Annotated in this window: 18 protein-coding genes, 1 tRNA gene and 1 other RNA gene; 10 read left to right on the plus strand and 10 right to left on the minus strand. The window is 67.1% G+C overall.

The window, feature by feature from the left end:
- Positions 1-30: 30 nt before the first annotated feature.
- Positions 31-768, plus strand: a complete 738-nt coding sequence (locus AC6EUH_RS14625; protein ID WP_056429905.1) for a zinc ribbon domain-containing protein — start codon at positions 31-33, stop codon at positions 766-768.
- Between the two features lie 60 nt (positions 769-828).
- On the opposite strand, the gene AC6EUH_RS14630 is transcribed toward AC6EUH_RS14625, so the two are convergent.
- The 3 genes from AC6EUH_RS14630 to AC6EUH_RS14640 all read right to left on the minus strand — a co-directional run bounded on the left by AC6EUH_RS14630 (position 829) and on the right by AC6EUH_RS14640 (position 3,430).
- Positions 829-1,593 (minus strand): YaaA family protein, encoded by a 765-nt coding sequence (locus AC6EUH_RS14630; RefSeq protein WP_499739115.1) that lies wholly within the window; start codon positions 1,591-1,593, stop codon positions 829-831.
- 86 nt (positions 1,594-1,679) lie between these two features.
- Positions 1,680-2,555: an alpha/beta hydrolase gene (locus AC6EUH_RS14635; protein WP_156367569.1), complete on the minus strand. Its 876-nt coding sequence runs from the start codon at positions 2,553-2,555 to the stop codon at positions 1,680-1,682.
- A gap of 26 nt (positions 2,556-2,581) precedes the next feature.
- Entirely contained in the window at positions 2,582-3,430 is an 849-nt protein-coding gene (locus AC6EUH_RS14640; protein ID WP_499739116.1) for an SPFH domain-containing protein, read from the minus strand.
- 111 nt (positions 3,431-3,541) lie between these two features.
- Between AC6EUH_RS14640 and rnpB the strand changes: the two genes are divergently transcribed.
- The 4 genes from rnpB (at position 3,542) to AC6EUH_RS14660 (ending at position 6,912) form a co-directional block, all read left to right on the plus strand.
- Positions 3,542-3,935, plus strand: an RNA gene (gene rnpB / locus AC6EUH_RS14645) — RNase P RNA component class A.
- A gap of 283 nt (positions 3,936-4,218) precedes the next feature.
- Positions 4,219-5,715 (plus strand): glyceraldehyde-3-phosphate dehydrogenase, encoded by a 1,497-nt coding sequence (locus AC6EUH_RS14650; protein ID WP_082492689.1) that lies wholly within the window; start codon positions 4,219-4,221, stop codon positions 5,713-5,715.
- Between the two features lie 84 nt (positions 5,716-5,799).
- Complete coding sequence (locus AC6EUH_RS14655) at positions 5,800-6,009, plus strand: hypothetical protein (protein ID WP_056429896.1); 210 nt, start codon at positions 5,800-5,802, stop codon at positions 6,007-6,009.
- A 99-nt stretch (positions 6,010-6,108) separates the two neighbouring features.
- Positions 6,109-6,912, plus strand: a complete 804-nt coding sequence (locus AC6EUH_RS14660) for an HNH endonuclease family protein (protein WP_499739117.1) — start codon at positions 6,109-6,111, stop codon at positions 6,910-6,912.
- A gap of 1 nt (position 6,913) precedes the next feature.
- Here AC6EUH_RS14660 and AC6EUH_RS14665 read toward each other — a convergent pair whose 3' ends face one another.
- Positions 6,914-7,870, minus strand: a complete 957-nt coding sequence (locus AC6EUH_RS14665; RefSeq protein WP_200913040.1) for a 1-phosphofructokinase family hexose kinase — start codon at positions 7,868-7,870, stop codon at positions 6,914-6,916.
- Between the two features lie 290 nt (positions 7,871-8,160).
- On the opposite strand from AC6EUH_RS14665, the gene ppk2 reads away from it, so the two are divergent.
- Together ppk2 and AC6EUH_RS14675 are read left to right on the plus strand one after the other, a co-directional pair.
- The gene (gene ppk2 / locus AC6EUH_RS14670) at positions 8,161-8,958 is read left to right on the plus strand and encodes a polyphosphate kinase 2 (RefSeq protein ID WP_056430081.1); all 798 of its coding nucleotides are present in this window, start codon (positions 8,161-8,163) and stop codon (positions 8,956-8,958) included.
- A 79-nt stretch (positions 8,959-9,037) separates the two neighbouring features.
- The gene (locus AC6EUH_RS14675) at positions 9,038-9,739 is read left to right on the plus strand and encodes an alpha/beta fold hydrolase (protein ID WP_056429890.1); all 702 of its coding nucleotides are present in this window, start codon (positions 9,038-9,040) and stop codon (positions 9,737-9,739) included.
- A 148-nt stretch (positions 9,740-9,887) separates the two neighbouring features.
- Here the strand turns inward: AC6EUH_RS14675 and def are convergent, their stop codons facing one another.
- From def to orn, 4 genes are all read right to left on the minus strand, one after another.
- Positions 9,888-10,460 (minus strand): peptide deformylase, encoded by a 573-nt coding sequence (def, locus tag AC6EUH_RS14680; RefSeq protein WP_499739118.1) that lies wholly within the window; start codon positions 10,458-10,460, stop codon positions 9,888-9,890.
- A gap of 60 nt (positions 10,461-10,520) precedes the next feature.
- Positions 10,521-11,675, minus strand: coding sequence for an acyl-CoA dehydrogenase family protein (locus AC6EUH_RS14685; protein ID WP_056429885.1), 1,155 nt, complete (start codon positions 11,673-11,675; stop codon positions 10,521-10,523).
- A gap of 106 nt (positions 11,676-11,781) precedes the next feature.
- Positions 11,782-11,854 (minus strand) — tRNA-His (locus AC6EUH_RS14690).
- Between the two features lie 166 nt (positions 11,855-12,020).
- The gene (orn, locus tag AC6EUH_RS14695; protein ID WP_082492688.1) at positions 12,021-12,674 is read right to left on the minus strand and encodes an oligoribonuclease; all 654 of its coding nucleotides are present in this window, start codon (positions 12,672-12,674) and stop codon (positions 12,021-12,023) included.
- A 157-nt stretch (positions 12,675-12,831) separates the two neighbouring features.
- Between orn and mptB the strand changes: the two genes are divergently transcribed.
- Complete coding sequence (mptB, locus tag AC6EUH_RS14700; protein WP_200913039.1) at positions 12,832-14,388, plus strand: polyprenol phosphomannose-dependent alpha 1,6 mannosyltransferase MptB; 1,557 nt, start codon at positions 12,832-12,834, stop codon at positions 14,386-14,388.
- A gap of 28 nt (positions 14,389-14,416) precedes the next feature.
- Here mptB and AC6EUH_RS14705 read toward each other — a convergent pair whose 3' ends face one another.
- Positions 14,417-15,097, minus strand: a complete 681-nt coding sequence (locus AC6EUH_RS14705) for a DNA alkylation repair protein (protein ID WP_056429878.1) — start codon at positions 15,095-15,097, stop codon at positions 14,417-14,419.
- 44 nt (positions 15,098-15,141) lie between these two features.
- Here AC6EUH_RS14705 and map (AC6EUH_RS14710) point away from each other — a divergent pair, with 44 nt between their 5' ends.
- Entirely contained in the window at positions 15,142-15,909 is a 768-nt protein-coding gene (map, locus tag AC6EUH_RS14710) for a type I methionyl aminopeptidase (protein ID WP_056429877.1), read from the plus strand.
- Positions 15,910-16,004: 95 nt separating this feature from the next.
- Here map (AC6EUH_RS14710) and map (AC6EUH_RS14715) read toward each other — a convergent pair whose 3' ends face one another.
- Entirely contained in the window at positions 16,005-16,787 is a 783-nt protein-coding gene (map, locus tag AC6EUH_RS14715) for a type I methionyl aminopeptidase (RefSeq protein WP_499739119.1), read from the minus strand.
- A gap of 66 nt (positions 16,788-16,853) precedes the next feature.
- Here map (AC6EUH_RS14715) and AC6EUH_RS14720 point away from each other — a divergent pair, with 66 nt between their 5' ends.
- Positions 16,854-17,156, plus strand: a complete 303-nt coding sequence (locus AC6EUH_RS14720) for a helix-turn-helix domain-containing protein (RefSeq protein ID WP_056429872.1) — start codon at positions 16,854-16,856, stop codon at positions 17,154-17,156.
- The last annotated feature ends 3 nt before the right edge of the window (positions 17,157-17,159 follow it).

The following is a 17,159-nucleotide window of genomic DNA, read 5'->3' on the forward strand; positions in this document are numbered from 1 at the left end:
CGGCCGGCAGGGAACAAGCGGAGGTAAATAGTGGCCAAGGCAGCACCGGCGGAACAGTTGAAGTTGCTCGAATTGCAGGGACTTGATGCGAAGCTCAAATCCCTGTCCAACCGCCGCCGAAGCCTTGAAAGCGACTCCCGGATCACCGATCTTGAAGCAGCCCTCAGCGTGGCCAACGGCGAACTCGGCTCCGCGAAGGTGGCCGTCCACGATGCCGAACTCGAGCTTAAGCGGGCCGAGGCGGACGTGGAGCAGGTGGCCTCCCGGATCGAACGCGACGAGGCGAAGCTCAACAGCGGCACCGGCCTGTCCAAGGACCTCGTGGCCCTGCAGCGCGACCTCGTGTCCCTGAATAAGCGCCGCTCCGACCTTGAAGACGTGGAGCTGGAGGTCCTGGAACGGCTCGATTCCCTGCGCCTGCGCCAGGCCGCCCAGCAACAGATCGTCGACGACATCCAGGGCTCCTTCGGCTCCATCCGCGCCGAGCTGGACGAACAGCTCGCCGAGGTCGCCGCCGAGGCCACGGTGGTGCGCGGCAAGCGTGCCGAATTCGCCGAGGGCCTCGATGCGGGCATGCTCGCCGTCTACGAGAAGACCCTGGCCAAGCGCGGCGTCGGTGCGGCGCGGCTGTTCCACGGCACGTCCGAGGGATCCGGCATGCAGCTCAGCCCGGGCGACCTCGCCGAAATCAAGGCCGCGGCCGAGGACGACATCGTCTTCTGCCCGGACTCCGGCTGCATCCTGGTCCGCTCCTCCGAGTGGGCGTAGCCACCCGACTGACTGGCAGTTGGGGCCGTTTTGGGGGCTCAAAACGGCCCCTGCTGCGAGCTAGTTGGGCAGGATGATGTTCAGGGCGTGCGGCTTCCGGGCCGTGCCCTCGACCAGCTCTGCTGTCCACTTTTCGGCCGCAGCTTGTCTCAGCTGCGCCGGTGTCCGCGGCGCCCTGCCCCGCCGGGTCAGCAGGTGCCGGGCGAGCTCGCCGCGGGTGTGCTTCGCGAAGTGGCTGACCACCTTCCGCACGCCGCCCACCTCGGTGAAGACGTTCACGGCCACTGTCAGCTGGGGCGGGGGAGCCCACGCCGCGGCGTAGGTGCTGGAACGGCAGTCCACCAGCAGTTCACCGTCCACGACCCCGGCGAGGGCCGCCGTGAGCTGCGGTTTCCAAAACGACGCCAGCCGTCCGACATCGGGCAGTGCGGTGGACATCGACAGCCGGTAAGCAGGCACGCTGTCCCCGAAGCGGATGGCACCCCAGAGCGCGGAAATGACCATGACTGATTCATCCGCCTTGCGCTTCTGCGCGGCCGTCAGCGAGTCATAGCCCAGCGCGTCATACAGCACGCCGGAGTAGACCTGATGGGCCGGGGCGGCCGGCTCGGCGTGCAGCCGCGTGTTGCGTTCGACGTCGGCGCGCAGCGAGGCGCCCACGCCCAGGAGCGCGAGGGCATCTTCGTGGGCGCTAACCGTTCCGAGGCCGTCCAGCACCTTGGCCCGGTACGTGTTCAGTTCGGGAAAGCTCAGGGAGGTCCAGTCGACGGCGTTGCCGGCCGTCGCGGGGGTCTTGCCTTCGGAGGGCGGCAGCAGAATCAGCACTGGCCAATCTTAGCCGTCCGATCCCGGTGGCGGCCCGCCGTCCGGCACTGCGCCTGCTCGGACTGGCCGGCCCGGAAGCCGCGGGGTCAGCCGAGGTTGCGGCCCAGGAAGGACAACACGCCGGGCAGGACGGAACGCCAGTAGGTGTCGTCGTGGCCGCCGGGCTGGAAACCACCCTCGACGGCACCCGGCAGACCGGCACGGTAGTCACGAACCGTGGCGGCAAGGTCGTCTCCCGTGCCGCAATCGATCCGTTTGGGCAGTGCCGCGAGGCCGGAGCGGAGCGCGAACACGTCGTGTGCCGCGAAGTCGGCCGGGCCGTCGAAGGCGTTGTTCAAGCGAGGATCGTACGCTTTCCAGACCGCCGGACTCATGGCCGCGACGGCCCGGACCCCGGGCAGCCTGCCCTGGGAGGCGAGCAGGAGGGACCCGAAACCTCCCATCGAGAGGCCGACGAGGCCGATCCTGCCGAGGTCGTAGCCCCGCCGTCCGAGGAACGGCGCAAATTCCTTCACCAGCATTGACTGGGTGTCGGTGCCGTTCGCGCGCGGATGCCACCAGTTGTCCCCGCCGTCCACGGCCGCGATCGCGAAGGGCGCGCCGCCGGCGTCGAGGTGCCGCCGCAGGGCCTCGTCGGCAGCCAGGCTCTCCAGCAGGACGGAGTGGTCACCGCCGAGTCCGTGCAGAAAGATCGCCACGGGCAGTTCGGGCTGAGCGTTGCCGGGCGGCATATCGGGCGCGGCCAGGGACCAGCGCGTGGCGACCCCGGGCCGGTAGGCGGAGACGAAGGAGCCGGCGCTGGTCCGGACGGTCAGCGGGGCGGCGGCCGTCGGTGCGGTAGCGGCGGGAAGGGATGTCTCGACCGGTGTGAGGCCTTCCGTGCACGCTGTGAGCGCGGACGCACCAAAGCCAATAGCTGCCAGCTCAAGCAGCCTGCGCCGGGTCAGGGCGGACTGGTCCATGCATCGATCCTAGGCCCGGCCGCGGGCTACGCGGCCCTAAATGGTGGCGCCGGTGACTCCGCCGGTGGCGTCGCCAGCGTTCCCGCAATCCCTGTCTTGGCCGCGTGGTCCTCGCGTGCCAGAAATGCTGCCAGTTCGGCGATGGTGCTCATCAAGGGCGCGGGGAAGACGACCGTTGAGTTCTTGTCGACCCCGATCTCCACGAGGGACTGAAGATTCCGCAACTGCAGGGCGACGGGGTGGGCCATCATCGTGTCTGATGCCGCGCCCAGCGCCACGGCAGCGATCGCCTCTCCTTCGGCCGCGATGATCTTGGCCCGCTTCTCCCGCTCGGCCTCCGCCTGCCGGGCCATCGCCCGCTTCATACTGTCCGGGAGCTGGATGTCCTTGAGTTCAACGAGTGTCACTTCGACGCCCCATTCCAGGGTGAGGGCGTCCAAAATTTCCCGGATGTCGCTGTTGATCCGCTCGGTCTCGGACAGCGTCTGGTCCAGGCTGTGCCGGCCCACCACCTTCCGCAGGGTGGTCTGGGCGATCTGGTTGATGGCCGCCGCGACGTCTTCGATCGCTACGACGGACTTCACGGCGTCGACCACCCGGTAATACGCCACTGCCGAGATGTCGACGCTGACGTTGTCCTGGGTGATGATCCCTTGTGACTGGATCGGCATTGTCACGATCCGCAGGCTCACCAGCTGAAGCCGGTCCACCACCGGGATGATAAACCGCAGGCCGGGCATCCGGACCGCGACCACCCGGCCCAGCCGGAACAGGACGCCTTGTTCATACTGACGGACAATTTTGATCGACATCCTGGCGAGGATGAGCACCAGGATGATGGCGAGGACCCAGATGATGATGGCTGTCCAGTTCACTTCAATCGTTTCCTTGACTAGCAGGAATACTCCTCCAATTCTCCCACCGGCGGCCCCAAAATACGCTGGTGGGAGGGCTCCGCCGGGGGAGACCGTAGAATGGACGGCGGATGGGTTGACCAGGCGGCCGCGCGCCACGGAAGTGGCTCGAGGAACGTCCGGGCTCCGCAGGGCAGGGTGGTGGGTAACGCCCACTCGGGGTAACCCGCAGGCCAGTGCCACAGAGAACAGACCGCCTGCATGCGGCGTGTGCTTGCACGGGCCGCAGGGCAGGTAAGGGTGAAACGGTGGTGTAAGAGACCACCAGCTTCCCGGGTGACCGGGAAGGCTAGGTAAACCCCACCCGGAGCAAGGCCAGACAGGACACGTTTGAGGGCTGCCCGCCCGAGTGTCCGGGTAGGCTGCTGGAGGGCGTCGGCAACGGCGTTCGTAGATGGATGGCCGCTACTCCTGTGCTGGTAACGGCACGGGAACACAGAACCCGGCGTATCGGTCAACCCATCCACCCACATCGCCGCGGCTCTGCCTCGCGCCCCGATCCTGCCCGGTCTGGCCCCGTGTGAGTCATTTCACGCGTCACCGGGCACCGGACCCCGCCGGCCCGCCCGTAGAATGGATGGTGAACGTAGAAGTTCTGCCGCCGGGTCTGCGTTCGCAGCCGGTGGCTTTTCTTTGCTCGACAGGCGCCCGGGGTGGACCGAATCCCCGGCGCCGAGGTGCCGGAGAACCTCCGGCCGCCGACTTCCGCATACGACGTCGTATGTGGTGGATTCTAGGAAGGTATTTCTGTGAGCCAGACGTCAGATTCTTGTCTTGATACGTGGATGGGCCGGGAGGCGCTCGCCGAGGCCATGATTCCGGTGATCGGCCGGCTGTACCGGGAAAACAACGTGGTCACCTCCATCCACGGCCGCAGCCTGATCAACAAGTCCACCATGAACATCCTCAAGGCCCATCGCTTCGCGCGCCGGATGAGCAAGGAAGAACTGCGCCTCGAAGAGACCGCCCCGCTGCTGGATGCCCTGACCAAGCTGGAGCTCGGCGCCGCAGCCATCGACATTGCCCGCCTCACCGAGAAGTACCGGGCCGAGGGCAACGGCGCCACCCTGGACGAGTTCCTCCGTGCCGAACTCGCCGACGTCGTGGGCAAGCGCGGCGGCGATGACCGCACCAGCACCGACGTCGTCCTCTACGGCTTCGGCCGCATCGGCCGGCTCCTGGCCCGCCTCCTGATCGAAAAGGCCGGCGGAGGCCACGGCCTGCGCCTGCGCGCCATCGTGGTGCGCCGCGGTTCGGACAACGACCTCGCCAAGCGCGCCAGCCTCCTGCGACGCGACTCGGTCCACGGCTCCTTCGAAGGCACCATCAAGGTGGACCTCGAAAACGACACCATCACCGCCAACGGTGTCCAGATCCAGGTCATCTACTCGGACAACCCCGCCACGGTCGACTACACCGCCTACGGCATCCACGACGCCCTGGTGGTCGACAACACGGGACGCTGGCGCGACGCCGAGGGCCTGTCCCAGCACCTGCAGAGCAAGGGCGTCTCCCGGGTCCTGCTCACGGCGCCGGGCAAGGGCGAGCTGAAGAACATCGTTCACGGCATCAACCACGGCACCATCGCCGACTCGGACACAATCGTGTCAGCGGCCTCCTGCACCACCAACGCCATCACCCCCGTGCTGAAGGCCATCAACGACCGGTACGGCGTGGTGCACGGCCACGTGGAGACGGTCCACTCGTTCACGAACGACCAGAACCTGATCGACAACTTCCACAAGGGCGACCGCCGCGGACGCTCCGCCGCGCTGAACATGGTCATCACCGAGACCGGCGCCGCCAAGGCTGTCGCCAAGGCGCTGCCCGAACTGCTGGGCAAGCTCACCGGCAGCTCCATCCGCGTCCCCACCCCCGACGTGTCGCTGGCCATCCTGAACCTGAGCCTGGAAAACGGCACCACCAAGGACGAAGTCAACGATTACCTGCGGGAAATGTCGCTGCACTCGGACCTCCGCAAGCAGATCGACTACATCGATTCTCCCGAAGTGGTCTCCACCGACTTTGTCGGCTCGCGCCGCGCGGGCATCGTCGACGGCCTCGCCACGATCTCCAACGACAAGAACCTGGTTCTCTACGTCTGGTACGACAACGAATTCGGCTACAGCTGCCAGGTGGTCCGCGTGATGGAGGAAATGGCCGGCGTGAACCCGCCGTCATTCCCCGCCAAGGACGCTGCCGCCACCTTGGAAGCGGCCGGCCTGCCCGTCGAGGTCGACGCCTGAGATCCCACGCCTGAATTCTGTGCCGTTCTGCCTTTCCCGGCCGATCCTCTGGAATCGGCCGGGAAAGAGCACCACAATGGTGCAATGGAACAGAACTCGGCAGTGGAGCACGAAACCACCCTGGAACACGCATTGGACGTCGCCCGCGCGAACGCCAAGGAAGCCAAACGGCTCCTCGACGACGCCCGCGCCAAGTATGCGGCCGGTGACGTCGACGAGGCGCGGGTCCAGCAGCTCGAATCGCTGATGGCCCTCGCCAACGAAGACCTGGTACGCGTGACCAGGGAGAACTGACAGGGCACCCGTCCTCCACACTGTGGACAACCCCCGGGGCGCCGGGGGAGCGGCCTAGGCTTCGGGGGTGAAGAGACTTCACCCCGCCCGGAAGCCGGCATGACGCTCACCTGGGCGGAGTTCCGGAGGGAACGACGCCGGTCCCGCCAGGCGTGGGCCCTGCTTGCCGCTGCGGCACTCGCCGTCGTCGCGGGACTCGGCTGGTTCTTCACCGTCGGGCAGTTTGCCGCCGTCGAGCCGCCGGCGGGAGGACCCAGCGAAGCTCCCGTCCTGGCAACCGGCTGGATGGACGCGGTCCCTTCCGTGCGCCCTGTTACGCGGGGTCCCGCGGCGGCGCTGCTGGACACACTTCCCGTCAAAGGCCGGGCCGCCAAGGACAATTACGACCGCAGCGCGTACGGACAGGCCTGGCTGGACGTGGACCGCAACGGCTGCGACACCCGCAACGACATCCTCCGCCGGGACCTTTCCGGCGCCGAATTCACCGAGGAATCCCAGTGCCGGGTGGCCGGCGGCACGTTCCGGGAACCCTACACCGGCCGCCAGCTCACCTTCCGACGGGGATCCGGGAGCAGCAAGGCAGTCCAGATCGATCACGTCGTGGCGCTGGGGGATGCCTGGCAAAAGGGCGCCCAGGAGCTCACACCCGCGCAACGCGAGCACCTGGCGAACGATCCGCTGAACCTGATCGCCGTCGACGGCCCCGCGAACCAGGACAAAAGCGCGTCCGACGCCGCCACCTGGCTGCCGCCCAACAAGAACTTCCGCTGCCACTATGTCGCCCGGCAGATCTCCGTCAAAGCCGCCTACCGTCTGTGGGTCACTCCGGCGGAGAAGGACGCCATGAAAAGGGTCCTCGCCTCCTGCCCCGGGCAGCAGACGGTTGTTCCCGAGACTCAGTAAACTACCCGGCGGCGAGTCCCGCCTCCAGCCGCTCCACATCCTCCCGGTGGCAGAGTTCGGTGGCCTGCGTCGTCACCGTGGCGCTTCCGGCGGCGACGGCGGCCCGGAGCGCCGCCGCGAGGGTGCGGCCCTGCGCCAGGCGGAGGACGAAGGCGGCCAGGAAGCTGTCGCCCGCACCGACGGTGCTTCGCACCTCCACCTCCGGCACGGCCAGCCGAAGGATCCCGGACTTCGAGGCCAGCACGGCACCTTCCGCACCCAGGGTCAGGGCGACATGCTCCGCGGACCCGTCCGCGACGAGCCCCGCGGCGGCCTCAACCTGGCTCTCACCGCTCTCCAGCGTTGTGCCAAAGTGCAGCCCCAACTCCCGCCGGCTCGGCTTCACCAGGAACACCCCCTCAGCGAGGGCTTCGGCCAGCGCCGGGCCGGAGGCGTCCACAATGCAGCGGGCCTCATGCCGGCGCGCCAGCCGCGCCACCTGGGCATAGAAATCATCCGGGACCCCCGGCGGCAGGCTGCCGCTGGCCACGACGTACCCACCCACGGGAATCGAATCCGCCACGAGCGCCAGGCACAGCCGCCACTCGGGTTCACTCAGTTCGGGGCCCTGAAGCACAAAGCGGAACTGCTTGCCCGTCGTCGTCTCGTCCACCGTGAAGTCCTCGCGCGTACTGCCTTGGATGGGCACCGCCAGGGTGGGGATGCGTTCGGCCTCGATGAGGCGGCGGTAAGCCTCTCCGGTGGGTCCGCCGGCGGTGTAGACCGCCAGTGTCCGCCCGCCCAGGCGCTGCACCACCCGGGACACGTTCACGCCCCCGCCGCCCGGATCAAGGCGGCTGGCGCCGCAGCGCAGTTTGTGGCCGCTGGTAACGCGCTCCGTTGCAGTGCTTACGTCCAGCGCGGGATTGACGGTAAGCGTGAGAATGGGCTGCATCATGCTCCGTCCGGGGGCTTCCATGGCCCCAGCATAGGAGCACAGGCCCGGGGCTGTCCCGGGTCCGCCGTCCCCTTGTGGGCAGTCAACCGCTCGGCGAGAATGGGCGCGGCAGGAAAAGCGGCAGAAGGTCCGCCACGCCGCGATGAAATGGGACGGGCGCCATGGCACAGAACATAGACGGCTCCGACACAGCCGGCTCCGACACGGCCGCCTCCGGCAAGGACGGCGCTGGCAAGAAAAAGGACGGCACCGGCAAGAAAAACGCAGCCCGGAAAGGCGGGTCGGGCCGCAAGTCCTCGAGGCCCGCGCGGCTGCCCCTCGGCGTGTACGAGGAAGAGCTCTTCCGGCTCCAGGCCGAGCTCGTCGCGCTCCAGGAATGGGTCCGCAGCTCGGGCGCGCGGGTGCTGGTGATCTTCGAAGGGCGCGACGCCGCAGGCAAGGGCAGTGCCATCAAACGGGTCACCCAGTACCTGAATCCGCGCGTGGCCCGCATCGTGGCACTGCCGGCCCCGACGGAGCGGCAGCGGGGCGAATGGTATTTCCAGCGCTACGTGGCGCACCTCCCCGCCGCGGGGGAGATCGTCCTGATGGACCGTTCCTGGTACAACCGGGCCGGCGTCGAACACGTGATGGGATTCTGCACGCCCGCCGAACACAAACGCTTTATGGCGCAGTGCCCGGTCTTTGAACGCCTCCTGGTCCAGGACGGCATCCTCGTGTTCAAGTACTGGTTCTCGATCAGCCACGCGGAACAGGAACGGCGCTTCAAGTCACGGCTGGATGATCCGATGCGGCAGTGGAAACTCTCGCCGATGGACCGGGAGTCGATCCTCCGCTGGGAAGACTACTCCCGGGCCAAGGATGACATGTTCATGCAGACAGACACCGCCGAATCGCCTTGGTACGTGGTCGAGGCGGAGGACAAACGCCGGGCCAGGATCAACATGATCGCCCACCTGCTCTCCAGCATCGACTACACGGAAGTCCGGATGGAGCCGGTGACGTTGCCGGAACGGCCCAAGGCCGTCAACTACACGCGCCCACCCCGGGAGTTGTTCCGCTACGTTCCGGATCACGCCGCCATGCTGCAGAGGCCGGACGAGGGATAACCGCGCAGCGGGAAATCCGTGAGGCGGCATTTCCACGCTCCACGGCCGTTTCGTCGGACCGGGAAGGTAGGGTACCGGCATGGACATCATCCTGGTACCCGGTTTCTGGTTGGACGCCTCATCGTGGGAGGAGGTGACCCCGCCGCTGGTTGCGGCCGGACATCACGTCCACCCGCTGACGCTGCCCGGGCTGGAATCGGCAGACGCGCCGCGGGCCGGCATCGGCTTGCGGACGCATATCGACGCCGTGGTGGCGATAATCGACGCCTTCGATGACCCCGTGGTCCTGGTGGGCCACTCGGGCGGTGGCGCCATCATCCACGGCGCCGTCGACGCCCGCCCGGACAGGGTGGTCCGGGCGATCTACGTGGACAGCGGGCCGCTGGGAGACGGCGGCGTCATCAACGACGACCTGCCGGACGACGGCGACGCGGTGCCGCTTCCGCCGTGGGAGTTGTTCGAGGACGAAGACCTCACCGACCTCGACGAGGAGCTGCGGTCCATGTTCCGGGCCCGTGCCATCCCGCAGCCCAAGGGCGTGGCCCAGGACCAGCAGCGGCTGAACGACGAGCGCCGCTACGACGTCCCGGCGACCGTCATCGCCTGCGAGTTCCCGTCGTCAATGCTCATTGAAATGATCGCCGGCGGCCACCCGTACGTTGCGGAACTCGGGCGCGTTCGCGACGTCGACTACGTGGACCTGCCCACCGGGCACTGGCCGCAGTTCACCAAGCCGGCCGAGCTGGGCGCGGCGATCCTTGCCGCCGTCGACCGCAGCTAATTCCGCGGCGGAAATTCCCCACTTTTGGGACCCGCCGCCGGCGTGTCCTGCCAAACCGCCGGGGATTTCCGGCGCCTCGGCATCAAAGGCGGGGAAATTCGCCGCATGCCGGCCACGTCGACGCCGAACATGGGGGACCGCCCAGAACCTAGTGCCCGAACGGGTCTGGATCCACGCCGGGCATCCAGGTCAGCCCGGGGACACCCCAGCCGCTTTTCTTGGCCAGCTTCATGGCCTTGCGGGCGTACCGGTCAAGGAGGCGGTTGACGTAGAGTTTGCCGTCTAGGTGGTCATATTCGTGCTGGAGGACCCGGGCGAACCAGCCCGTCGCCTCAAAATCGACCGGGTTGCCGTCCCCGTCGAAGCCCTGCACCCGGGCCCACTCCGCGCGCTTGAGCGGGTACTGCCCGCCCGGGAAGGACAGGCAGCCCTCCTCTTCCTCATCCGGATCCGGCAGCGCGCCGGAGACCTTGGAAAGGGTCAGGACCGGGTTGACGACGACCCCGGACGGCGGGGCGCCGTCGTCGTTGTCGAACTTGTAGACGAAGAGCCGTTTGCCGACCCCCACCTGGGGCGCGGCGAGACCGACGCCATTGGCGGCGTCGTTGGTCTCGAACATGTCGGCGATCAGGGTCCGGAGCTCGTCGTCGAAGACTTCAACCTCGGCGGCCCGGCGGTGCAGCACGGGTTCGCCCCAGATCGTGATGGGCAGGACGGTCATGGCAGGAAAGTTCCTCTGTTGCTGTTGCTGTTGCTGTTGCTGTTGCTGTTGCTGTGTGGGTCAGTCGGCGATGGTGCGGCCGACGACGTCGCGCATGATTTCGTTGGTGCCGCCGAAGATGGTCAGCAGCCGGGCGGCCAGGAAGGCCTGCGCCACGGGGTATTCCAGGATGTAGCCGTACCCGCCGTGCAACTGGAGGCAGCGGTCGGTGACGGACTTCGCGCGTTCGGACGCCCACAGCTTCGCGCGGGCGGCGGAGGCGGCGTCGAGCTCTCCGGCGTTGAAGGCCTGGATGGCCTGGTCCACGTACGTTTCGGTGACCTCGACCTCGGTGAGGATGTCCGCCAGTTCGAACCGGGTGTTCTGGAAGTCGATGATCCGCTCACCGAAGGCGTTGCGGTCCTTGGTGTACGCCACGGTCGCCTCGTAGACGGCGCGGACGACGGCGGAGCTTGCCACCGCGATCGCGAGCCGGCCCTGGGGGAGCTGCTCGGCGGCGTACTGCAGGCCCTTGCCCTCCTCACCAACGAGGTCCGCGTGCGGTACACGGACGTTGTCGAAGAACAGTTCGGCCGTATCGGAGGCCTTGAGTCCCATCTTGTCCAGCTGCTTGCCCGTGTTGTAGCCCTCGCCCCTGCCGACCATGAACAGGGAGAAGGAGTCGTGCTTTCCGCGGCCGGTGCTGCCGTCAGTGCGCGCCAGGACCAGGGACGCGTCCCCGGAGATGCCGTTGCCGATGAAGGTCTTCTGGCCGCTGATCAGCCAGTCGTCGCCGTCGCGCACTGCCTTGGTGCGGATGCCGCGCAGGTCCGAACCCGCTCCGGGCTCGGTCCATGCGATGGAGGTGACCTTCTCGCCGGAGACCATGCCGGGGAGCCAGCGGCTCTTGAGGTCGTCGGAGCCGTAGGCCAGCAGGTGGGGGAGGACCATGTCATCGTGCAGGTGGAAGGCCAGGCCCACGGCGAGGTGGTTGCTCTTGGCGAACTCCTCATCCAGCACGGCGCGGAAGCGGTAGTCCACCATGCCCATGCCGCCGAACTCTTCCGGAACGGCCAGGCCCAGCAGTCCCTGCTCGCCGGCGGACGTCCACAGTTCCCGGGACATCATGTGGTCCTCGTCCCACCGGGCGTAATGCGGGGCGACGGCACGTGTGTTGAACTCAGCGGCCATCTCACGGAACATCTCGTGGTCTTCTTCAAAAAGCGTGCGCTTCATGGCGTCTCGTTCCCTTCACGGTTCCATGGACAGACAACAAAGGCCGCACCGGATATCCGGTACGGCCTTCGTCTAAGGTCGAACAATCACTGCCGTCCTTCATGAGGGTGAGCGACGGGGGTTGAACCCGCGACCTCCTGGACCACAACCAGGCGCTCTGCCAACTGAGCTACGCCCACCATGTGCCCCGCCATGCCTTCCGGTGAACCGGCTGGCTGAAAAGGCAACGACAAATAGCTTACCTGCTCTTCGGGGCCGCTTTTGCCACTTTCCGGGTTTTCGCCAAAATTTTCTGCAAAAGGTGGCGCAGATTACATCCGGAGGCGGGCCACGAAGTCGCAGCCGCTACTGCGCCGGAGTCCCGGAGGACGCCTCGACCGGCGCCGTTTCATCCGCCGTGCCCATCACCTTCTTGGCGATGCGCTGCGCCGTGGCGCTATCCGGACCTGGGGCGGGGACGAAAACGGCCTCGCGGTAATACCGCAGCTCGTCAATGGAATCCTGGATGTCGCCGAGGGCACGGTGACCGCCGAGCTTGGCCGGGGACTGGAAGTAGGCCCGCGCGTACCAGCGCCGGGAAAGTTCCTTGATGGTGCTCACGTCGATGACCCGGTAGTGCAGGTGCTCCACCAGTTCGGGCATGTCACGGACCAGGAAGACGCGGTCGGTGCCCACGGAGTTGCCGCCCAGCGGCGCCTTCTTGGGATCCGGTACCCACTTCTTGATGTAGTCCAGAACGATTGCCTGGGCCTCGGCCATGGTCTTGCCGTGGGGGAGTTCCGCCAGCAGCCCGGAACGGGTGTGCATGTCGCGGACGAAGTCGTTCATCTGCGCCAGGGCCGCGTCGTCGGGCTTGATGACGACGTCGACGCCGTCACCGAGGATATTGAGCTCCGAGTCCGTCACCAGCGCGGCCACCTCGATCAGGGCGTCGTTAACGGTGTCGAGGCCGGTCATTTCGCAGTCGATCCAGACGATGCGTTCATTAGAAATAGGCACCCGCCCAGCCTACCGTTTCGTCGCCCCCGGGCGGTCCGATGCTAGGATTCCCGGTACGCGGGTCGCGAAGTTTTTCGCCCTCGCGGCGTGCCCCGGGCCGTATTTGCGGCCGGCTGCGGGCAGAGATGAGCCCCACAACAGATTGGACGATCCTGAGATGACGGCGCCTGTGCCTGCGGCAGGAAAAACGGCTGCCGGCACGTCCCCGGACGCGGAAGTCGCTGACGTGGACAATGCCCGTTCCCCGCTGCTCGCCGGGTTCGTCGGCTCGCTCTTTATGGCGATCGGTTCGCTGGGCGTCGGCTGGCTGGCCCCGGCCTCGGAGCTCCGCCGCGTTCCACTGTTCATCTGGATGCGTACGGAAGCCGTCGGCGTCGGCCTGTGCATCGTGCTGCTGGCCGTCGGCGGGATGCTCCTGGTGCGGGCCTGGCTGAGGCTCGGCCAGCGCGTGCGGGTCTGGGGAACGGCGGCCCGCAAGGCCACGCTGCAGGCGGTTGTCCTGTGGGGGCTGCCCCTGATGTTCTCGGTGCCGCTGTTCAGCCGTGACGTCTACGCCTATATCGGGCAGGGCAGGCTGATGGTAGAGGGGTTCAACCCCTACGAAAACGGCATTTCGGCGCTGTCGAACTACTTCCAGCTCGGGGCCGACAAGATGTGGACCGAGGCACCCGTGCCGTACGGCCAGCTGTTCCTCTGGATCGAGCAGTTCGTGGTCTGGTCCACCAACGTGCACCCGGAAGCCAGCATCATGCTGTTCCGCCTTGCCGCGCTGGTCGGGATTGTGCTGTGCATCATCTACGTTCCGAAGCTCGCCGAGTTGCATGGGGTCAACCCGCACCGCGCCTTGTGGCTCACCGCCGCTAACCCGCTGTTCCTCACCAACTTCATCGCCAGCGTCCACAACGACGCCCTGATGATCGGCCTGGCCCTGGCCGGGCTGTATTACTGCGCCACCCGGCGGGTCATCTTCGGCCTGGTCCTGGTGACCCTGTCCATCTCGGTCAAGCCCATCACCATCGTCTTCCTGCCGTTCATCGGCCTGCTGTGGGCAGGAAGGGGCGCCAGCTGGCCGCGGAAGTTTGTCTTCTGGGGACTCACTGCCGGCATCAGCCTGGCCCTGCTGTACGCCATGAGCATGGTCAACGGCTTCGGATTCGGCTGGATCAACGGGCTCTCCGCCCCGGGCAGCATCTGGATCTGGTACGCGCCGGTGGGACTGCTGGGGCTGGTGGTCGCGTCCATCTTCAACGCCTTCGGACTCGACGGGTGGGGGCTGGCCAAGTGGGTATACGACGCCGGCAAACTGCTGGCGGTCGGTATTATCGCCTGGCTGATTTTCCGCGGCGACTACGACCGGCTGATCCGCCGCCTCACACTGGCGTTCGCCGCCGTCGTGGTCCTCGCCCCGATGATCCAGTCCTGGTACGTCGTCTGGCTCATTCCGCTCTTCGCCGTCACGGGCATCCGGGACGACTGGCAGGTCAAGGCGCTGTACTTCATCGTGTCGTTCTTTATGGTCTACGCGATCTCGGACCAGCTGGAAGTCTTCCCGTACCTGCAGACCGCGGATCTGGGCCTTGCCCTGGCCCTGGCCCGCAACGCCGCGGCGGTCATTGCCCTGCTCTTCGCCCTGTACCTGATCTTCCTGGACCCAAAAACCAAGCTGCTCTTCAGCAAGTCCGAGGAACCGGTCACCACCCGCCCGGTCATCTGAGTTTCCCCGTTCAACTGATTCTGCGCCGTCACGTGATCTTGCGCAGGGCCTCCCGGCGGGACAGCGGGCTCAGCGCCCCGCCGTGCCGTGCGACGAAGTCCCGGACCCAGTCCGGATCCGTGGCGGCGAAGTCACGCAGGGCCCAGCCGATCGCCTTCCTGATGAAAAACTCCGGGTCGGCCAGGTTGGGTTCGATGACGGCCGCCAGCAGGGCAGGATCCGTCTCCGATTTTGCTCCCAGCTGCGCCGTGATGGAGGCCCGCCGGATCCATAGGTCCGCGTCCGTGCTCCAGCGGCGAAGCACGCTGGACATGTCCTCCCGGTGGGTCTGCAGCAGCCCGCAAAGCCGGTGCGAGACGCCGTCCACCAGATCCCACCACGCGCCGCTGCGGATGATTTCCTCGTAGACCGGCAGCATGCTCCACTCACCGGCGGCCAGCCGCAGCCCCGTGAGGTCGATGGCAGCATAACGTTCCTCCCGCCAGCCGGCGTCCCGCCACAGCGCCAGCACGGTGGACTGCAATTCCGGCAGGGAACCGGGTGGCAACTCCCGGGCGGCGGCCTTGACGATCCGCCGGACTTCCGGCACCCGGACGCCCAGCGAGGGCATCTCGGACTTCAGGTAGGCCTGCGCGCCCGCCGCCCGGGCCGGGTCGGCGGCACGGTGCAGCCGCGTTCGGATCGCGGACATCAGTTCAGCGTTGGCCATGGGGCAACTTTAGCCACGCACGGGCTGGCCCTAGAGTTGGACGCATGTCGATGATCAAGAGCCCCGCCGAGATTGCCCTGATGCGCGAGGCCGGCAGGGTGGTGGCCAACACGCTGGAACGCGTCCGGGAGGCCGCCGCCGTCGGCGTGTCCCTGAAAGAACTGGACCAGCTGGCCGCCGCGACCATTGCCGCCGCAGGGGCCACTCCGGCCTTCCTGAACTACAAACCGCGGTGGGCGTCAGTGCCGTTTCCCGGGGTGATCTGCACGTCGGTCAACGACGCCGTGGTGCACGGCATCCCCAACGACTACCGGCTCCAGGACGGTGACCTGCTCAGCGTGGACTGCGGTGCGTTTCTTGAGGGCTGGTGCGGGGACGCAGCGATCAGCTTCATCGTGGGTGCATCGGACCCGGTGGACCAGGCGCTGATCGAAGCCACCGAGGCGGCCCTCGCCCGCGGGATCGAGGCGGCCCGGATCGGGAACAAGATGGGGGACCTGGGCTATGCGATCGGCGGGGCATCGCGCCGCGCCGGCTACGGGCTGCTGGCGGACCACGGCGGGCACGGGATCGGCACGACCATGCACGCCGAGCCGCACGTTCCCAACGACGGCCGGCCCGGCCGCGGCATCAAGCTGACCGAGGGCTTGGTCATCGCGATCGAGCCGATGCTGATCCTGGGCGGCAAGGACGACTACTTCCACGACGACGACGAATGGACCCTTCGCTCGGCCAACGGCCGTCGTGCCGCGCACAGCGAGCACACCGTGGCCATCACGAAGGACGGGCCGGTCATTCTGACCCTGCCCTGACGGGAAGGTCGACCTGGCCGGAAACGGAAAGTCGCGTTCTCACCTTTGATTCGCGGTGAGGTGCCGGGAGTACGGAGGGACGCGTGGCTCCGGCCCTACGGCTGCGCGTGTTTCGGCAGGGTCAGGATTTCGGCTCCGTCGCTGGTGATGGCGATCGTGTGCTCGCTGTGGGCTGTTCGGCAGCCTGTTGCACTTCGGAGCGTCCACCCGTCGGCATCGGTGATCAGTTCGGCGGTGTCGGCCATGACCCACGGTTCCAGCGCGAGCAGCAGCCCGGGGCGCAGTTTGTAGCCACGGCCGGGCCGTCCGGTGTTTGCGACGTGCGGATCCTGGTGCATCGTGGATCCGATGCCATGACCTCCGAACTCGGTATTGATCGGATACCCGGCCCCGCTGAGGACCGAGCCGATGGCGTGGGAGATGTCGCCGATGCGGGCTCCGGGCACGGCGGCCGCAATCCCAGCGCTCAATGCGCGTTCGGTTGCCCTGATCATCGCGACGCTTTCCGGAGGCTGTGAGTCGCCCACGAGGAAGCTGATGGCGGCGTCGGCAGCAACTCCGCCCTTGGAGACGGCGAGGTCGAGTGTCAGCAGGTCGCCGTCGGCAAGTCTGTAGTCGTGGGGCAGTCCGTGGAGGACGGCGTCGTTGACGGCCGTGCAGATGTAGTGTCCGAACGGCCCGCGTCCGAACGATGGCTCGTAGTCGACGTAGCAGGACAGGGCTCCGGCCTCGGTGATCATGGTACGGGCCCACCGGTCGATGTCCAGGAGGTTCGTGCCTACTGCGCTGCGGCTCTTCAGCGTCTGCAGGATATGCGCGACCAGGGCACCGGCCTCTCGTGCCCGGGCCAGTTCCGTGGAGTTCAGGATCTCGATCATGTGGCGCCTTTCTCACGCAACCAATAACTATCCCGGCCATATTATCCCGGTACTAGAATCGGAGCCATGGTCAGATTGCCCCTCACACCCGAAGAGGTCGAGCGCGGACAACGCCTCGGCGCCCTGCTGCGTCGCGCCAGGGGAGAGCGCTCGATGCTTGAGACCGCGCTCGAGGCGCGTGTCTCACCGGAGACCCTCCGGAAGATCGAGACAGGCCGTGTTGCGACCCCTGCCTTCCCGACCATCGCGGCGATCGCCGATGTCCTCGGTCTCTCCCTCGACGCGGTATGGGCCGAGATCAACCCGCCGGGACGCGGTAGCGCACCGACCAACTCCGGCCACCGGCCGCGGGAGCGTTTGGCCTCGTAAGAG

The sequence above is a fragment of the Arthrobacter sp. 001422645 genome (assembly GCF_059816125.1).